16 protein-coding genes are annotated in these 18263 nt (G+C 57.4%); all 16 read right to left on the bottom strand.

Going from position 1 to position 18263, the window contains the following annotated elements; all coding sequences use genetic code 11:
- Positions 1-6: 6 nt before the first annotated feature.
- Positions 7-849: a DNA-3-methyladenine glycosylase family protein gene (locus HW273_RS04770; RefSeq protein WP_179010691.1), complete on the bottom strand. Its 843-nt coding sequence runs from the start codon at positions 847-849 to the stop codon at positions 7-9.
- On the bottom strand, positions 840-2054 hold the full coding sequence (locus tag HW273_RS04765) for an MmcQ/YjbR family DNA-binding protein (RefSeq protein ID WP_179010690.1): 1215 nt from the start codon (positions 2052-2054) through the stop codon (positions 840-842). Before HW273_RS04765 ends, HW273_RS04770 begins: the two co-directional genes overlap by 10 nt.
- Positions 2055-2092: 38 nt before the next feature.
- Positions 2093-2638, bottom strand: a complete 546-nt coding sequence (locus HW273_RS04760) for a zinc ribbon domain-containing protein (protein WP_179010689.1) — start codon at positions 2636-2638, stop codon at positions 2093-2095.
- Entirely contained in the window at positions 2635-2925 is a 291-nt protein-coding gene (locus tag HW273_RS04755; RefSeq protein ID WP_179010688.1) for a hypothetical protein, read from the bottom strand. The genes HW273_RS04760 and HW273_RS04755 overlap by 4 nt, the downstream gene beginning before the upstream one ends.
- Before the next feature lie 25 nt (positions 2926-2950).
- Entirely contained in the window at positions 2951-3613 is a 663-nt protein-coding gene (locus HW273_RS04750; protein ID WP_179010687.1) for a YkgJ family cysteine cluster protein, read from the bottom strand.
- Positions 3614-3629: 16 nt separating this feature from the next.
- Positions 3630-5201 (bottom strand): sensor histidine kinase, encoded by a 1572-nt coding sequence (locus HW273_RS04745; RefSeq protein WP_179010686.1) that lies wholly within the window; start codon positions 5199-5201, stop codon positions 3630-3632.
- The gene (locus tag HW273_RS04740; protein ID WP_179010685.1) at positions 5198-5881 is read right to left on the bottom strand and encodes a response regulator transcription factor; all 684 of its coding nucleotides are present in this window, start codon (positions 5879-5881) and stop codon (positions 5198-5200) included. The genes HW273_RS04745 and HW273_RS04740 overlap by 4 nt, the downstream gene beginning before the upstream one ends.
- Positions 5869-7347 carry a lipopolysaccharide biosynthesis protein gene (locus HW273_RS04735; RefSeq protein WP_179010684.1) on the bottom strand — a complete coding sequence of 493 codons (1479 nt, stop codon included), beginning with the start codon at positions 7345-7347 and terminating at the stop codon, positions 5869-5871. Before HW273_RS04735 ends, HW273_RS04740 begins: the two co-directional genes overlap by 13 nt.
- Entirely contained in the window at positions 7344-8327 is a 984-nt protein-coding gene (locus tag HW273_RS04730; protein ID WP_179010683.1) for a glycosyltransferase, read from the bottom strand. The genes HW273_RS04735 and HW273_RS04730 overlap by 4 nt, the downstream gene beginning before the upstream one ends.
- Entirely contained in the window at positions 8324-9292 is a 969-nt protein-coding gene (locus HW273_RS04725) for a glycosyltransferase family 2 protein (RefSeq protein WP_179010682.1), read from the bottom strand. The genes HW273_RS04730 and HW273_RS04725 overlap by 4 nt, the downstream gene beginning before the upstream one ends.
- A gap of 172 nt (positions 9293-9464) precedes the next feature.
- Complete coding sequence (locus HW273_RS04720; protein ID WP_179010681.1) at positions 9465-10424, bottom strand: glycosyltransferase; 960 nt, start codon at positions 10422-10424, stop codon at positions 9465-9467.
- Positions 10421-11407 carry a glycosyltransferase family 8 protein gene (locus HW273_RS04715; RefSeq protein WP_179010680.1) on the bottom strand — a complete coding sequence of 329 codons (987 nt, stop codon included), beginning with the start codon at positions 11405-11407 and terminating at the stop codon, positions 10421-10423. Before HW273_RS04715 ends, HW273_RS04720 begins: the two co-directional genes overlap by 4 nt.
- Before the next feature lie 130 nt (positions 11408-11537).
- Complete coding sequence (leuA, locus tag HW273_RS04710) at positions 11538-13289, bottom strand: 2-isopropylmalate synthase (protein WP_179010679.1); 1752 nt, start codon at positions 13287-13289, stop codon at positions 11538-11540.
- Between the two features lie 149 nt (positions 13290-13438).
- On the bottom strand, positions 13439-14827 hold the full coding sequence (gene glmM, locus HW273_RS04705) for a phosphoglucosamine mutase (RefSeq protein ID WP_179010678.1): 1389 nt from the start codon (positions 14825-14827) through the stop codon (positions 13439-13441).
- Between the two features lie 104 nt (positions 14828-14931).
- Positions 14932-15852 carry a dTDP-4-dehydrorhamnose reductase gene (gene rfbD / locus HW273_RS04700; protein ID WP_179010677.1) on the bottom strand — a complete coding sequence of 307 codons (921 nt, stop codon included), beginning with the start codon at positions 15850-15852 and terminating at the stop codon, positions 14932-14934.
- 167 nt (positions 15853-16019) lie between these two features.
- The gene (locus tag HW273_RS04695) at positions 16020-18119 is read right to left on the bottom strand and encodes an IdeS/Mac family cysteine endopeptidase (RefSeq protein ID WP_179010676.1); all 2100 of its coding nucleotides are present in this window, start codon (positions 18117-18119) and stop codon (positions 16020-16022) included.
- Positions 18120-18263: the final 144 nt, after the last annotated feature.

Genomic DNA, 18263 nt, shown 5'->3' with positions numbered 1-18263 from the left:
TCACTCCTATCCATTCATCTCTGTCTTGTGTTGAATCGCATAGTAAAACATATACTGCTGCAGGAGCCCCGCCTTCCGGTAAGCAGGAAAGGGATTCCGCCCCTGATACCGCTTCTCGACGATCCGATTCACCCAGACGTCCTCCGGCACCCGCTCGACCCGATGGTAGGCAAAGAGCATCACGCAGTTCGCAACCTTTCTGCCTACCCCCCGCACGGTACAGAGCGCCTCATAGAGCTCCTGATCCGAAAGCGCGTCAAGCTCCGAAAGCGGCAGCGCGCCGGAGAGCACCCGTTCCGCCGCATCCCGCACGTAGGCTGCGCGGTAGCCGAGTCCGCAGTCCCGAAGCTCGCCGTCCGACATTTCCGCAATGCGCGCCGCGTCCGGAAAGAGTGCCACACTGCCGTACTCTGTCTGCTTTCTCCTGCCAAAGCCCTCGCAGAGCCGCTCCACGGAGGTACGAATCGCCGGAATCGACTTTCTCTGGGAGAGGAGGAAGGAGATCAGCACCTCGAAGCGATCCTGCCGCAGTACCCGAATTCCCTCCCCATAGACAATAGATGCCTGCAAATAGGCATCTCCGGCATCCGTCTCTCGGCAGAGAGCGCTGTAGCTCTCCCCGAGATCGAAATACGGTGTCCAGACCTCTTCCCACTCCGCCTCCGTACAGGAAAGCCCGAGCGTGCTCCTTCCGAGCTGTCTCGCATAGAGTACATTCTCCCCCGTAATGAAGCGGTAAAGCGGTATTCCGCCCGCCGCCTCGTACTGATCCAGCCTGCATGCCCGGAAGCACTGTCCGCTGTCCATGATCTTTTCGAGGCTGAGCGCCTCCTGAAGCTCTATCTGCATTCTTCTCCTGTCTCCTCCCAGAGTGCCCGCAGCAGCTCCTCCGGCATCTCGCGCGGTCCCCGCACGCCGTAGACGCCGAGCTCCTGCATCCTCTTCCGCGGCATCCGCGTCTCCGAGTAGGTCTCGAGCAGCCGGAGGCGCATCTGCCGTGCAGGACTCCGCTTTTTCGCAGGCACCGTCTTCAGGAGTGCCTCCTCCTGCTCCGCAGGCAGATCGACCGCCTCCGCGACGCAGCGGTAGAGAATCGCGGAAACCGGCGCGCCGACATAGATATATACCATATCCCCGGCGTGCACCGCCGCGCTCTGCTTCCAGCTGTGTACCGCCTGCTCCCGAAAACCGCTCACGATATCATAGTACTTCGGGTGCGCCGGAATCAACCAACAGTGAATCTCCTTTTTTTTCCTCGCCTTCCCCCGCTCGACCAGCTCGAAGCTCTCCTTAAGAAGCGCTCTGACTGTCTCGTCCGGAAGCGTCCCGTCCAGAATCACCGTGAGCCAGCTCTTCTTCGACATGTGGTAGGCGGGAAAGTATCCGGGACGCTCCAGAAGCTCCCGAATTCTTTCCGGAGGCAGCTTCACATTGAGCACCTCTACCCTTTCCTCCGCTGCGCTTTCCTCTCCTTGCTCCTGCGTCCTTTTCCTCTGCTTCCGGCCTGCTGCCTGCCCGCTCCCGCTGCCTCTTCGTACATTATCTGCCTGCCCTCTGCCGCCTTCCGCCTCCACAGGTCTTTCTATCTTTGATCTCCCTACCGAGAGCAGCAGCCCATACCATTTCCCGTTTCTTCGATTCCGGAAAACTGCGCCGGTATCCTCCGAAGCGAAGGGATACTCCGGGCGGTCCCCGTAGCGCTCCTCTATCCATTCGCTGAGACGATTGCTCTGCGCAAAAACGAAGGACGGTGCAGTGAAGCCCTGCATAGAGAGCGCCTTGAGAATCCGAATATAGTCCTCCCGAAGTGCCGTGACGAAGCTCCCCCTCTGCGAACGCACATGGAACGGCAAATACTCCTCGCCGCTCTCCGTCTCATATACCCTCCCATGCACCCGATTCCCTGTAATGCGAATCCGCGCGAGGAACTGCCCATCCATGAGAGAGTATTCCCTTTGCAGCGTCCCGTCCTCCGGGGACATCCGGAAGCCGCAGGCAAGGAGCCTCTCCGGGATCGCCTGCCGTCTTCCGAAAACCTCTTCCTCTATCGTCATTTTCCCTCTCCCGTAGTCCTTTTCCCTCAGATTTTTCCTCAGGTATAGAGCAAAAGTCCCAGCTTGCCGCCGGAGGAAATCAGAAACACAAAGAGCAGCAGCAGGATGCTGTGTACATGCGGATATGCCGCCGTCCGATCCATCCCCGGGAGCATTCTCCGCTTCCATAGACCGAGGATCGGGAAGAACGCAAGCTGGAAGCGAAGCTCATCGGAGAGCCGCATACCCCGCTGATGAAGACGGCGGTTGAGCTCCGCGGTATCCATCAGCCCGAACAGCGCGGTGAGCCCGCCGAAAAGCAGCAGCGTCCTCCGGAGATGCTCCGCCGTCTCCTCCGCCTTCAGGAAATAAAAGCTGAGCGCGAGCAGTGCCGGCAGTACCGCCTGCGCCCAGACATATGCCTCGCTCCGCACGCTGTCTTCTCCGCTCTCTCCGGACGGCTCCGGCTCTGTGCTGTCCTTCTCTCCCTGCGCCCCTGCCCTTTCCTCTCGGCGTATCCTTCTCTTACAGCCCGGACAGAACTCTGCCCCCTCCGGAACCTCTGTCCCGCAATGACTGCATATATGCTTCGGCTCGATCTTCATTCTTCCTCCCCGCCTGTACCGCCTGCGCCCTGCGCTGTGTCTCCCTGCCGTTCCGGCTCAAGCTCCGCGAGCATCCGCATCCGGTATATCGTCTCCTCCCGGATCTCGAGCTGTCGTTTCCGCTCAAAATAGCGCCGTTCATTTCCCTCGCTGCGCCACCATTCCTCGAACGCCGCCTCCGAATCCCGCTCATGGTGCAGCTCCATCTCGAGAAGCAGCTCTCGAAGCTCGGCTCTGCATGCCTGAAGCTCGCGCTCGTCCCGATCGCTTCCCTCATACGCTCCCATTCCTTACCCCTCTTCTCTCCGATGCTTATTTCCCATAGAGCCTCTGCACCGCCTCCCCCGCGCGCTGAAGCCGCTCCTCATACTCTGAATAGAAGTCCCTGTCGGAGTACGCGGTCTGGTAGAACTTCCGGAGAAGATACGTCCCCAGCATCCGCTGGGCGCGCATCGTCATTTCCGGGATCCGCATGGAGAGCGCCTTCCGGAAGTCATGCCAGGAGAGCAGGAAGCGGTCATAACGCGCAGGCTCCGCCTCCCCGATCCAGTCCGCGATCCGGCGAAGCCCGGTCAGCTCTCTCCGGCACTGTCCGCTCTGTACAATATAGGAAAAGCCGCCCTCATGGTAAATCCGCGCCAGCGGGAACAGACGACAGAAGCCCGGCCGCGCGCTATGGATCGTACAGCGCCCCGCTTCGAGAAAGCCGCAGCCCCTCCCGCCCCGCATGGAAAGGTTCGGAAGCATCAGCCCCTCTGTGATATGGATCTCCAGCAGTCCCTCTGAGAGCAGCTGCGCAAAGCTTCTCCCGCTCCCACAGCACAGGCGGAAGCAATCATAGGGATCCAGCACGATCGACCGTCCCACATTCTCACAGCAGTAGGAGCAGCCCCGGCACCCTCCCGCATCCAGATGTACGATATCCTCCGCAGAATACTCCCTCGCGAGGTCGGAAAGCTCCATTTCTCTTTGCATATTCTCTCCGCCCTTTCTAGTTTCGCACCGCTCTGCCGCTCTTCTCCCTGTCCAGCGTGAACCAGAAGTTCACGCCGGTGCGGGTATTTTTCACCCCGCAGCTCTGATGATGAGCATCTGCGATTGCCTTCACGATGCTCAGCCCGATGCCGGAGCCGCCATAGCTTCGGGTATGCGCCTTGTCCACCTTGTAGAACTTCTCCCAGATATGCCCGAGACTCTCCTCCGGTATCTGCCTGCCGGTATTCATCACATGGAGAGAAATCTTTTCCTCGCCCTCCTTCTCCGTGTAAATGCTGATCTGGTTCGGCTCCTCGAGATGATTCAGCGCATTGCTCAGGTAGTTCGTCACTACCTCCTCGAGCTGGAAGGGATCCGCCCAGACCTTCAGATCCTCCGGGATATCCACCTCCAGCTTCGCTCCCTTCTGCTCCAGCACCAGCCTGCTGGAGCTGAGCACCTCCTCCACGATCCGCCGGAGCGGGAAGAGGGAAAACTCCGGCAGCTCCTTACCCTGCTCGATCGCAGAGAGATTCATCAGCTCCCGCACCATCCGGTTCATCTTCTTCGCCTCGTCCACGATCACGCCGCAGTAGTAGTCCCGACTCTCCGGCTCCTCGGCGAGCCCGTCCATGAGCCCCTCCGCATAGCCCTGAATCAGCGCGATCGGCGTTTTCAGCTCATGAGAGACATTCGCTACGAACTCCTGCCTCCTTTCGTCGATCCTCCGCTTGTTTTCAATGTCGGACTGCAGCTCATTGTTTGCCGTTTTCAGCTCCGCGATCGTCTTCTCCAGCCGCTCCGACATTTCATTCATCGCGTGTCCCAGCGTCCCCAGCTCATCCTCCGAAGCGCCGCAGTAGCGCGCCGAGAAATCCAGCTTCGACATCCGCTCCGAGAGCCGTGCCAGCGCATTGATCGGCTTCGTCATCTGCCGGCTCGTGAGATAGACGATAACGGTGCTGAGCAGCAGTGCGAATATCCCGAGCAGCAGCAGGAAGCGGTTGAAAAATGCGACCGGCTCCCGCAGGCTGGACATCGGCATCGACATAATGAAGCTCGTCGTATTATCGCTGAAATAGCCCCAGCTCTCGAGATAGCCGCCTCCTCCGCTCCGGTCGAGGCTCTGCTCGATCGAATAATTCTCGAAGCGGCGCAGGAGCCTCCCGCCCTGTCCCCGATTTCCGAAAATACTGGCGGCGAGCCGCTTCATCAGGAAATCGGAATTCACCGCAGAGGTGAAGCTGTGATCCGTCTTCGTATCCACGATGATGACGGAGATATTCCCGCTCTCCGTCAGACTTCGGATATAACGCGTTGCCGCTGTCTCCGTAGCACTGTCCCCGGCGCTGTAGTCCTCGGGAAAGAGCGCCTCGACACCCTCCCCGCTCCCGTCCGCCTGCCGTATCATGCTGTCGACCGTGAGATAAGCGTTTTCCAGTACCCGCACTTTCTCCTTCGTATAGTAGCGCTCCAGCAGGAAGGTATTCGCGCCGATCACCGCGAGCAGGAAAAAGGAAATCACGCCCACGAAAATGCAGGTGAAGCGCCAGGTGATCGAATAGCGGCATTTCTGAAAAAGCCTCATGCCTTCTCCTCCGGATCAAACTTATAGCCCATTCCCCAGACCGTGCGGATATATTCTCCCTTGTCCCCAAGCTTCGCGCGGAGCTTCTTCACATGCGTGTCGATCGTTCTGGCATCTCCGAAATAGTCGTAGTTCCAGACATTGTTCAGAATTTTCTCCCGGGACAAAGCGATTCCCTTGTTCTCGACAAAGTAGAGCAGCAGCTCGTACTCCTTGAAGCTGAGCTCTATGTCTCTCCCCTCCACTGAAACCGTGTGCGCGGACTTATCGATCTCGATGCCGCCGAGCTTCAGCTTCTCCGCGGCATTCATGCCGGAGCGACGCAGAATCGCTTCCACCCGCGCGACCAAAATCTTCGGAGAGAAGGGCTTCGAGATATATTCATCCGCCCCGTACTCGAAGCCCCGAAGCTCATCTGTCTCCTCGGAACGCGCTGTCAGCATGATGACCGGCACCCTGCTGTGCTCCCGAATCGCCTTCAGTACCTGCCAGCCGTCCATCCTCGGCATCATCACATCCAGTATCACCAGCGCGATGTCCTGCTGCTCGAAGAAAAGCTCAACCGCAGCCTCCCCGTCCCCTGCCTCCAGAACGGTGAAGTCCCGAATCTTCAGGAAGTCGGAGAGCAGCTTCCGCATCCTTTCCTCGTCGTCCACAATCAGAATCTTCAGTTTTTCCATCTCTCAGCCTCTCTTCCCGAAACCCTTTCGCCGGTATTATGCAGGAGCTTATATATGTAACAAAGCGGCTCTCTGTTGAAAAGCAGCGAGAGCAGCAGGTAGGACAGCGCCCCGACGGGAATCTGCAGAAGCAGCGTCCCCGCAGCGGGCAGGCTCAGCAACAGCAGGGAGCCGGTGATGCCGCCCATCAGCACGGAGCAGAGGAGCGCCGGCAGCATATCCATAAGCTGACGGAGCGGTCCGTAGCCGAGCAGCCTCCGGTTCGGAAAGGCGTTCAGCAGCAGACAGAGATACTCATCCAGCACCTTTAGAAGCAGCATCGGAAAAATACCGTAGGGCAGGCTCAGCAGCAGAATCAGGATGCCGAGCAGCTTCTTCAGGAGCTCCAGCCTGAGGAAAAGCTCCGAATGTCCCATCGCATTCAGGAGCTGCAGATTGATCGAATGGATCGGAAGGATCGCATAGCTTACACACATCAGGCAGAGATACGGAACCGCCGCACTCCAGCGGTCTGTGAGCAGCAGCCGCACCATCGGGCGCGCAGTGGCAAACATCCCTGCCATCATCGGGAAGACAAGGAAGGCAGAGAGACGAACCGAGCGCCGCGCGGCGCTCCGGAGCGCCGCGGCGTCTCCCTGCAGCTTCGCGTACGCCGGCAGCAGCACCGACTGAATCGCCGCCGTCAGATTCGTCGTCAGCAGCTTCGGAAACTGTTCTCCCCGGGTATAAACGCCAAGCTCCGCACTCGAGTACCTCTTGCCGATCAGAAGCCCGTAGACATTCTGCCAGAGCGTATCGAGCAGTCCGGAGACGAGGATCTTCCAGCCGAAGGAAAAGAGGGACAGAACCCGCCCCCTCCGGAAGCAGAGACCCGGCCGCCATGGAAGCGTCCGGAAAAGCGCTGTCATCAGTATGAAATAGTAGAGCAGCTGCTGCGCAGCCATCGCCCAGACCCCGAGGCCTCGGTACGCCATCCCGATGGAAACCGCGCCGGAGCCGAGCACCGCCGTCATGGTCGCGCGGAACAGCAGGTCAAACTGCAGGTTCCGCGAAACGAAGGCGGTCTGAATCGAAATCACCGCCCCGGGGAAGAGCACGAGTCCCATGACCCGCACCAGCGGCGCAAGCACGGGCAGTCCGTAGAAGGAGGAGATCCACGGCGCGCTCAGGAAGAGCAGCAGATAGCAGAAGAGGGAGAGCGGCAGCGAGAGCCAGAAGACGGAGGAATAATCCTCCGGCAGAAGCTCCCGCCTCTGCACCAGTGCCGTGGCGAAGCCGGACTGGACGAAGGTGTTGGCGATGGTGATGAAGATCATGATCAGGCTGACCGTGCCGTACTCCTCCTTCGTCAGAAGCCGTGCCAGGAGCAGTGCCACCAGAAACTGTATGCCCTGATAGCCCGCCTGCTCCAGCAGCTTCCAGAAAAGCCCCTTCACGACTCTTCCCTTCAAACTCTGTTCCGTCATGCTTTCTCCTGTTTTTCCCGCGTACGCGCCTGCAGCAGCCGGTACAGTGCCGGAAGCCGCTGCTCGAAGCGGAGGAAGGCTCTGTCCCGGAGACAGAGCTCCCGGTAATAGCCGCGGTTCCTTTCCGCATAGATTTCAGGATAATTCCGGAGGTTCAGCTCCGTCAGAAAACGAAGCCGCGCAGCGGCATTCTCCGTCTCCCGATGGAAGCGCCCGTCCGTCTCCCGGTCGAATTCCCGGTAGGTTTCCGCCATCTGCGCCGCATAGCGGCGCTGCTTCTCCGCATAATCCCCGGAGAACTGCCCGCTCGACCACGAGCCTGCCGTATGGAAGCGGTAAACGCTCATCGGCTCCCGAAAATAATACGCTTTTCCATGTGCCGCCGCGATCAGCTCCAAGGGACGATCCCCCACCGGACAGGTAAAGTAAAAGGCAGGCAGCGGAAGCAGGATCTCCCGTCGAAGCAGAAAGCTGCCGAAGGCAGCTCCCGAGGCGTGATCCACCAGCTCCCGGGGATCGAGCTCCCGGCTCCTCGGAAACGGCGTCATAAGCGCCGTATTGACCGGCCCTCCGTCCTCCCGGAGCACCCGCGCCGCATGAAAGCAGAGCGCCGTATCCGGATGCGCTTCCATATAAGAGATCTGCTTTTTCAGCTTATACGGATCGCACCAGTAATCGTCTCCGTCAAGCGTCGCCACATACTTCCCGACAGCGCGGGGCAGGTTGAAAAGCCCCGTGATATTCGTTTTCCCTCTGGAATACTGGTTTTCTGTCCGGAGGATCGGCTTCACCAGCTCCGGATAGCGTCTCTGGTAGTCCCGTATAATCTCCTGCGCGCCATCCGTGGAGGCATCGTCGTGGAGCAGGATCTCTATACTGAAGTCCCGTTTCTGTCCGAGGATATGCTCCAGGCACTCCCCGATATATCTGCTGTGATTATAGGTCACGAGCAGAACGCTTACCATGATCTCTCTCGTCATATAAACATCAGCTCCCCTGCCGTCCTGTGCAGCATGTTATAGGTGAAGCCATAGCGGAGAATCTGTACCGCCTTGCCGATCCGGCTCTTCTCCGGGATCGCGAGGAACGCCCTGAGCACGCCTCGCTCCCGCTCCGGAAGTGCCGCGCCGTAGATGCGGAGGAAGTCCTCTGCCTGCAAAAAGAGCGCCTGATATACGCTTCGGGAATGGGCATCCATCTCCGCCCTGCTTTTCCCGTTCCGAAGGAGCCCAAGCCGCCCCAGCACCTCCCAAAGCCGCGAGCCCTTCGCCGCGCCGAGCACGTTACCGCCATGCTGACGATAGCAATACAGGCTTTCCGGCAGGAATACCACCCTGCCGAAGGCGGACGCGACAAGCGCCATCCACTGGTCGTGCATCACAGCGTGCTCCGGCACCTCCCGCAGCAGCTCCGAAAGCGCAGCATTGACCATCACCGCGCCGCCGACGACATTATTCTGAACAAGAAGCTGGGAAAAGCGATTTCGCTCCGGACTCATCCGCTGGTAGCGAACGAAGGACGGCGCGAGCACCCGAAGCGTGCTGTCTGCTACACGGGAGTCACAATGCAGCAGCAGCGGCAGTCCCGGCGTCTTCGCCTCCTCCCGCTTCATCTCCCGGAGCGTCCGCTCCAGCTTGTCACAGTCCCAGACATCGTCCTGATCGGAGAGCATGACATAGTCCGCTCCTCTCCAGCGGTCCTCGGCAAAGAGACTAAGGAAATGCCGCCAGGCACAGCCGCTCGGCTGCTCTCTTCGCAGTATCCTGAGCCTTTCCTCTCCCGCCTCCGCCTGCAAAGCAGAAAGTATTTCTGCCGTTCTGTCCTGCGAACCGTCGTCGGAGGCAAGGATCTGGAACGGCTCCGATGTCTCCTGCCGGAGAATCGATTCCACCTGCTCTCTGATATATTTTTCTCCATTGCAGGAGCACAAAAAAATCCGTACCATTGGCCTTCCTGTTACTCATGGGTTCCGCTCTGCCCTACGGGCAGAGCGCCTCGTTCCCCCCGGCTATCCCCGGGAGAACATCCTCCACAGATATAATCATTCCGCCAATTCGCTGAAACAGAAACGATTGCCATGCATTTAAACGGAATTTCAGCGAATGGCAAGAAAGATATCAATCGCTACCGCTGCGCTTCCAAAGATCCGCTGCCGCTGTCTCCAGAAGGACAACACCCTGAAACAGCAGCGTCAGAAGCTCTGCTGCTGTCCCGATCCGCAGATACTGCCGATAGTAATAGCGCTCCGAGCGCTGCCGGAGCCGCTGCCTCGGCAGCAGCGCTTGATAGCTCTTTTCGGTGCTGCCGCCGTTTTCGTGGAAGTAGCTCTGCTCCGGCAGCAATCCGCTCCGAAAGCCCGCCGCCCGAAGGCGTCTTGCGAGGATATTCTCCTCTCCGTAGAGGAAGATCCGCTCGTCATAGCCGCCGCTCTGCCAAAAAGCATCGATATTCAGCATCAAAAGCGAGCCATGCAGTACAGAGACCTCAATAAGCCTTTGCCCCGCGCAGATTTTTCCGCCCCGGAACAGGCTTTCCGGATAGTTCAGAAACGGACGGAACAGTCTCCGGCAGAGCGGTCCTGAATTCAGCAGCTCCCCGAGGAAGCCCCGGATCGGCCACGCGCTCTGCTGTCTGCCATGCTGTCTGTCCTGCATTCGGGCGCTGATCGCACCGAGGGGCGCTGTATCCTCTCCCCGCTCTATGCGTCTTTCCGCTTCGGAAAAGACGGCGAGCATCGCGCGGAGCAGAGCCTCAGAGAAGCGTGTATCGGGGTTCGCGATCAGAGCATGACGCATCCCCTGCCGTGCCGCATAGTGAAGCCCCAGATTATTGCCGGCTCCATAGCCGCCGTTTCGACCTGCGCAAAGCACGGCGACCCGTCTGCCCCTCCCCTTCCTCTCTTCCGCAGCGTTCCAGTGTGCCGCCGCCCGGCTGAGGCGTACTCCGCTCCGGTCAGGTGAGCAGTTATCTACCACTATGATCTCATTTACCACAGAATATCCGAGGATGCGTTCCACCTGTGCAGAAGTATTGTCATAATCATTGTAGTTCAGAACCACCACTGCAAGACCGCTCATTTCTCGAGCAACCTCCGGATATACCGCCGGTAATACAGCTCGGAAAGAAGCTTCCGGATATCCGGCCGGAGAAAGGTCAGCAGATTCATCATGTGATAGGCGCACATGGCAAGCCGCTTCCCGCGCTCCGGCTTCGCGCCGGCATAGGGTGTCCGAGACAGGTATAGACGATAGGCTCTTCGGTAATGATTCCGGTTCCCTCGGATCCACGGCCGCTCCGCTCCTGCAAAATGCGCGATCACCGGATGATGCTTCGCCACGAAGAAGCTCTCCCGCGTCTCACTTTCCCCATACCAGCATGCCATGCCGCAGAGCGTGCTGTAGCGGAAATAATAATAATTACTGAAGAAATTGAAACGCTGCGGCAGCCGCAGTATCCTGCCGCGCAGCACGGCATTCAGAATATCCTGATCCGCAAACGGCAGCCGCCCGCCCACACGGTTATAGTAGGAGAAGCAGTCCTCCTCGAGCTTCTCCTCTCTCCACCGTGAGAGGTTCACGAGGAAGACACCGGAGTTGAAGTAGGGCTCCGTCTCCTCAAGTCCCAGAAAGCGCTTCACCTCCGGATAGATCGTCGGCTCCGCTGCCATCGCGCCGATATGCTCTCCGAGCGGGAGAGCATATAGCTTATGAATCGGACGAAGCACTACGGTGTCCGCGTCGATGTAAAGCAGCTTGGTCACCGTCTCCGGCAGCAGGCTCCCCATCAGGAGCCGCGCCAGGATCGTGCTTCGGAAGCGCCCCGTATCCATGCCGTAGACTCTGCTCCGGAGCTGTGCATCCAGATCCGAAAGCGGATAGAAGCGGATCTCCTTGCCCTCATCCTCTACCATCTGCCGGAGAAGCTCCCGGTTCTTCTCCCCGATTCCGTCCGAAAGGATGTGGAAGCAGAGCGCCTCCCCGCGGTTATGCTCGATCAAAGAGAAGATGGAAACCGCCAGATGCCGGCAGAATCCGTCGTCCGAAGCATACAGGATATTCATAGCTGTCATTTCTCCTTTCCGCCCCCTGATAAAACAAGCGTCATACCGGCACAGTATAGCATAAAAAACCGCTACCTGCATCGTTATGACGCAAAGTTTAAGATATACAGCTCCTCCGCCGGAGCATTTGTCAGAGAGCGGAGTAGAGAGAGCTTGCGCTTCCCGCTCCCTTTGATTCCTCGACGCGCTGCCTGCCCGCTTTCTCTGTCTCCTCCTGATAGAACATCCGGTTCACCGCGCTGAAGAAGGCGCGGATTGAGGAACGCGTGATATTGGACGAGATTCCGACACCATAGGAGGTTCTGCCGCTCTTCTCATCCAGCAGGTGAATATAGGAAACCGCCTTCGCACCGGAGCCGGAGGTCAGAGCGTGCTCGGAATAGTCGAGCACCTTCACCTCGATGCCGAGCTCCTGATCCAGTCCCGCCTGCACCGCATCGATCGGTCCATTGCCGGCGCCGCTGAAGCTCTTCATCACGCCGTGGTTCAGGTAGCTTACATTGACCAGAGAGGTATAGGTATCGTCCCCGTTGTCTGTATCGGTAATGCGGACGTTCTTGAAGTGAATCGGCTCCTTCGCTTCGATATATACCGCGCGGAAGACATCGAAGATCTGCTCCGGGCTGACCTCTCCCTGCTGCTCGGAAAGCCGCTGGATGTAGTCCGCAAACTCTCTCTGCATCGCCTTCGGGAGCTTGTAGCCGAACTGAGAGCCGAGCACGAAGGCGACACCGCCCTTCCCGGACTGCGAGTTGATCCGGACGATCGGCTCATACTCTCTCCCAATATCCGCAGGGTCGATCGGAAGATAGGGCACCTCCCAATACGGGCTCCTCCGCTCCGTCATCATCTGCACGCCCTTGTTGATGGCATCCTGATGTGATCCGGAAAATGCCGTGAATACCAGCTTGCCGGCATAGGGGTGCCGCGGAGGCACATTCATCTTCGTGCACCTCTCATAAACCTCCTGGATCTCCCGCACATTGCCGAGCTCCAGCCGCGGGTCTATCCCATGCGAAAACATATTGTAGGCAATGGTCAGGATATCGACGTTTCCGGTGCGCTCCCCGTTTCCGAAAAGCGTACCCTCGACACGATCCGCCCCCGCAAGCAGCGCGAGCTCCGTCGCCGCGACTCCCTCGCCGCGGTCATTGTGCGGGTGTACGGAGAGGATGACATGCTTCCGGCGTGAAAGATTTCTCGACATATACTCGATCTGATCGGCATAGACATTCGGTGTATGCAGCTCCACTGTAGACGGCAGGTTAATGATGATCTTCCTACCCTCCCCGGCATCCCATGCCTCGATGACCGCATTGCAGATATCACGTGCATAATCCATCTCCGTACCGGTGAAGCTCTCCGGGCTGTATTCGAGCCGGATCTCTCCGTCGAAGTCCTTCGCATAGCGCTTGACGAGCTCTGTGCCGGTCAGCGCGATATCCGTGATCTCCTCCCGGGACTTGCCGAAGACCACATCTCTTTGCAGCACCGAGGTGGAATTGTAGATGTGGACGATCGCCCTCCCGAGCCCGCGGAGGCACTGAAAGGTTCGCTCAAGCAGAGATTCTCTGCACTGAACGAGCACCTGCACGGTGACATCGTCCGGAATCAGTCTGCGCTCAATCAGATTCCTGAGAAAGTCATACTCGATCTGGCTCGCCGCCGGAAATCCCACCTCGATCTCCTTGAAGCCGAGCTTCACCAGCATATTGAAAAATTCGATCTTCTCCTCGACAGACATCGGCTCAACGAGCGCCTGATTCCCATCCCGAAGATCCACTGAGCACCATACCGGCGCCTTTGTGATCTCCTTGTCCATCCAGCTTCGTTCCGGATAGTGAAAAATCGGAAATTTTTTATATCGCTGATAGTTCAACATCGGCTTTCCCTCCTCAATATAAGTAATGTCTTTGCAGACTAATATTGCCTGAGATTATATCATCGAATCTGTTTTCCGGATATATCTATTTGGGGAATGCAGACATTCCCCGGTATTATTTCTCATCCTTTTCCTATAGCTTTATATTCTTATCTTTTCTGTCCTCCTGCTGCCTGCTCCTGATCGAGCAGCAGTCCCGCCCCCCGCAGCACCTCGATCAGCTCATCCACATATTTCTCGCAGAGCCCCAGCGTCTGCGCCTCCGCCATCACACGAATCAGAGGCTCTGTGCCGGAGGCGCGGAGCAGCACCCGCCCCTCTGTGCCGAGCGCAGCCGTCACCCGCTCCACCGCCTCCTGCACACGCGGGTCGTTCTGCGCCTGTGCCTTGTCCTTCACACGAACATTCCTCAAAACCTGCGGATAAGCTCGGAAGCCCTCACAGAGCTTCTTCAGGCTCTCCTTCTTCTCGAGCATCGCCTCCATGACCTTCAGAGAAGTCAGAATGCCGTCTCCTGTCGTTGCATGCCGCAGAAAAATGATGTGACCGCTCTGCTCTCCGCCGAGCGAAAAGCCGTTCTCCGACATATCCTCGTAGACGAAGCGGTCGCCGACCTTCGTCTTCCGGTATCGAATTCCCGCCTCGTCCAGAGCCTTGTAAAGTCCGAAGTTCGACATGATGGTCGTCACGATCGTGTCTTCGTGAAGCTGCCCCTTCTCCTTCATATACCTGCCGCAGACGTACATGATCTGGTCACCGTCTACCAGATTTCCCTCCTGATCCACCGCAAGGCAGCGATCTGCATCGCCGTCATAGGCGAAACCGACATCACAGCCCTCCGATACGACATAGCGCTGCAGGCTCTCGATATGCGTCGAGCCGCAGTCCGCATTGATGTTCAGACCATTCGGCGCATTGTGGATCACATGGGTATCCGCTCCCAGCGCGTCGAATACCGCCTTGGCACAGGAGCTGGCGGAGCCGTTCGAGCAGTCCAGCGCGATTTTCTGCCCCTTGAAGCTGCGCGTCGCGAGAGAAATCAGATAGCCGATATAGCGGTTCCGCCCCGCCGCGAAGTCCACTGTCCTGCCGATCCCCTCTCCGATGGCGAGCGGTACCTCCGGCGTCCGTCCGTCGAGATAGCTCTCGATCTCCGCGATCACCTCGTCTCCGAGCTTCTCTCCATTCTCATTGATGACCTTGATGCCATTGTCATAGAACGGATTGTGGGAGGCGGAAATCATCACGCCGCACTGGAAGTCCTCCGAGCGGACGATGTAGCTCACCGACGGCGTCGTCGTAACATGCATCAGATAGGCGTCGCTCCCTGCCGCTGTGATGCCTGCCGCAAGCGCATACTCGAACATATAGCTCGAGCGTCTCGTATCCTTGCCGATCACGATACGGCATCGCTCCTCCGGCTTTAATCCCCTCTGGTAGTACCAGCCCAGGAATTTCCCGACGCGGAACGCAGAATCCGCCGTCAGATCCACATTCGCCTCTCCTCGATAGCCATCCGTTCCGAAATACTTTCCCATCGTATCCTCTCCTCCACAAAAAGGGCTCTGCCCTCGTACCCGCAGCAGCTCGGGCTTCCCTGCCCCCGCTTCCCTGTCCGCCGCTTTTCCGTCCCCTGCCCTGCTCACTCCTCGAGCCGCACCTCGCGGAGATAGCGCGCCAGCGCGTCTCTCCAGTCCGGAAGCGGTGTGAAGCCCTGCTCTGTAAGCTTCGAGCGATCCAGGCGGGAATTGAACGGACGCGCTGCCAGACTCTTTCCATACTCTGCTGTCGTCACCGGCAGTACCTCCGTCGTATAACCCGCCTGCCGGTAGATCTCCCTCGTAAATTCATACCACGAAATATAGCCGCCCTCATTGGTTGCATGATAATAGCCGTATTTCTCCGTCTCTGCCATATCTACAAGCAGCCGCGCGAGATCCAGCGTATAGGTCGGTGTGCCGATCTGGTCGTTCACGACGCGTACCGTATCGTGCGTCTTCCCGACCCGCAGCATAGTCTTTATAAAGTTGTTCCCGTTCAGCCCGAAGACCCACGCGATGCGGACAATGAAGTATTTATCCAGTGTTTCCGAGACCGCAAGCTCTCCGCCGAGCTTCGTCCTGCCGTAATGATTGAGCGGCGCATAGTTCTTCTGCTCCGGCTTCCACGGCTCCGTCCCCTGCCCGTCGAAGACATAGTCCGTAGAGATATAAAGCAGCTTCGCGTCCAGCCGCTTCACGCAGTCCGCGATATGCCGTGTGCCGTCCACATTGATCGCCGTGACCTTATCCCGGAATGCTTCCTCCTCCGCCTTGTCCACCGCAGTCCACGCCGCGCAGTGAATAACTGCGTCCGGTTTATACGCACCGAGCACGCGCTCGACCTCCGCGCGATTCGTAATGTCCATCTGTACATAAGGCATGGTGCAGACCGGGCTCCCGTCCTGCATTCCGCTGTAGCGCTCCATAAGATCGGAGCCGATCCCCTCATGTCCGCGCGCTGCTATCTCATTCATCACATCGTGTCCGAGTTGCCCTCCCACGCCTGTTACAAATATCCTCATGGAAATCCTTCCTTTCGAAGCTTCATCTTGATTATTTTAGAATTGTAGCATATTTTTTTTTTTATACAATATGCAGCAGCTCCTGCAACCGCAGCCCCCCGTCATAAGTCTTCTGTTTTTCCTGACAGAAAAACCGCCTGCCGCAAGGCAGACGGTTTTCTCTCCGGCTATTCCTCCAGATATTCCTTCCACTTTTCCTTTCCCAGAGAAAGCATATACAGATATCCCACATTTGACCCATGCGCCTTATTGCTGATATTGGTACTGAGCTTGGCTTTTCCGTTTGCATTCCTTACGCCATAGCGCTTCATCCCTATTTCCACACCCTCACGGTCATCGGAATCCGTCACGTATATGGCGACAATCCTGCCATCAAGGTCATATTCCGCCCCCCAGATCGTGATCACATGATTGTAGTTGTTTACTACCGTATGTGAAACGCCTGCAATCTGTCCGCCTCCGAGTATTTCCTTCAGGGACTCTCCGAAGTCCCGATATCCTCCTCTATAGCTTCTGTCCGTAAGAAGGCCTCCCTGAAATACCTCATAGAAAAATCCCGCTCTTGTATCCGGCTCCAGATCCTCCCTTTCGAGATTGGTTCCTCCGTTTTTCTTCGGTGTATAGCCGTTTATGAAGAGATCTGCCAAAAGATCCGTAAAGAATCCTTTTTCATTGTTTCCATAGATGTCTTTAAAGAACGCAAATACCTCACTCTCGGTTTGGCTTGCGGGAGCTGTCCTCAGATCCTCCAGCGTATAAATTTTATTTCCGACTGCCCTTGCGGGATTCCCGTTTTTTTGTTCATACGCCGTAATATACGCCGCATTCTGCTCCATCCACCAGTGCAGCATATTGGAAGCCGAAGCAGCGAAGCACAGATTTTTGTCCCTCTCATATTCCGCAGAGCCTATGTCCGACTTATTTACGTCAAACCATGAATTCCCGGGTGCATATTCCGCGATATAGTCCACATAGGTATCGTCGCCCTGCTTCAGGATCTCTTTCCTGAAATCTCCGCTCTCCCCCATTCTGGGGGCATTGATCCCCTGTACCCAGATTATGGTATGTACCGTTCCGTCGTCTGCTTTATACTGCTCCACATTTTGATTGGAGCGGCTGCTGAGCTCCTTATATACCTTATCCGCCTTTTCCCTCTCTATCCGCTCTGCCTCTGCCATTCTCTCCTCAGACGGGGATTCCGTGTCGTCACCTTCATTCTTGTCTTCTGTCTTTTTCTCTGTTCCTTCTTCCGATTTCGACTCTGCTGTTTCTTCAGTTTCCGGCTCTGCTTCGGGGCTCTGTTCTTCTGCTTTATGCTGTTCCTCTGTATGCTGCGTGCCTGCTTCTTCTGTTTTCTGCTCCTTCTTCGGCTGCTGTTCTTCCGATTCCTGCGCTTCCCCCACAGGCTGTTCTTCCGTTTTTTTCTCTTCTGTGCTCCGTTCTTCCGTATGCTCCTTGGGGATCTCCGAGCCTGTGGCAATGTTTTCCTTCTTTTCCGGGATCTTGGGGAGCTCCGGCTTTTCTTCCGTCCTCGATTCCGTTTTGCTGTTGGAATCCGTCTCTCTCTTCGGTATATCGGCGATGCGATTTTCGTTTTTCTTCGTATCTGTTTCGCCGCGCTCTATGCTGTCCCCAACTGCATTTCCCGCATTGCCTGCGCTTCCCCCGCCGGAACTGCTGCTTCTGCCCGTGCCGCCGTTTCTTCCGGCACTGCCTCCCCCGCTGCTCCTGCCCGCGCTGCCTCTGCCGATACCGCTGCTTCCCGTGCTTCCGCCTCTCCCTGCGCCGCTGCTGCTCCTGCTGCTTATCCCGCCTCCGCCTGACACCGCAGATGCCATTGCAGGCATTGCCGCTTCTTTTCCGCTAAGAATTCCCTTCCCCTCCAGAAACAGACTCCCGCCGGTACTGTCGAGGCATCTGCCCAGCGCGTCCACCCTGTATCCGTCAGGTGTCGCCTCGTTTTCATACATTCTTCCCGAGACAGCATCAAAATAATAGCAGTATCCGTCTATCCACTGCCAGCCCCTCAGCATGGCTCCGAGCGCGCTCCCCGAGCCGGTATTCAGAAAATACCACCTTCCGTCCGAATGCCGGATCCAGCCTGTTTTCATATTTCCGCTTGCGGGATCCAGATAATACCAGTCCGTGCCCGTATTGAGCCAGCCAAGATACGGACTTTTATCTTCCTTATAATATTTCCACACATGGTTCTCATATTTCCAGCCCGCATCCGCGGCGAGAACGTTTGTTCTGAAGAGCAGAAGCATTCCGGCTCCCATGCAAAGCCGCAAGGCCGAAGCAAAAAAAGTTTTCCTGAATTTCTTTCTCATCCTTCCTCCCGTACCGCAAAAGACTATTTCCATTTCTAAGGAAACGCCGCTTTATTCATGACGCCCATGGCACGTGACTTT

Origin of the sequence: Oribacterium sp. oral taxon 102, from assembly GCF_013394775.1 — a bacterium.
Lineage (GTDB): Bacteria > Bacillota > Clostridia > Lachnospirales > Lachnospiraceae > Oribacterium.
Note: the sequence above shows the minus strand (reverse complement) of the source record. Positions and strands in the feature narration are given on the sequence as shown.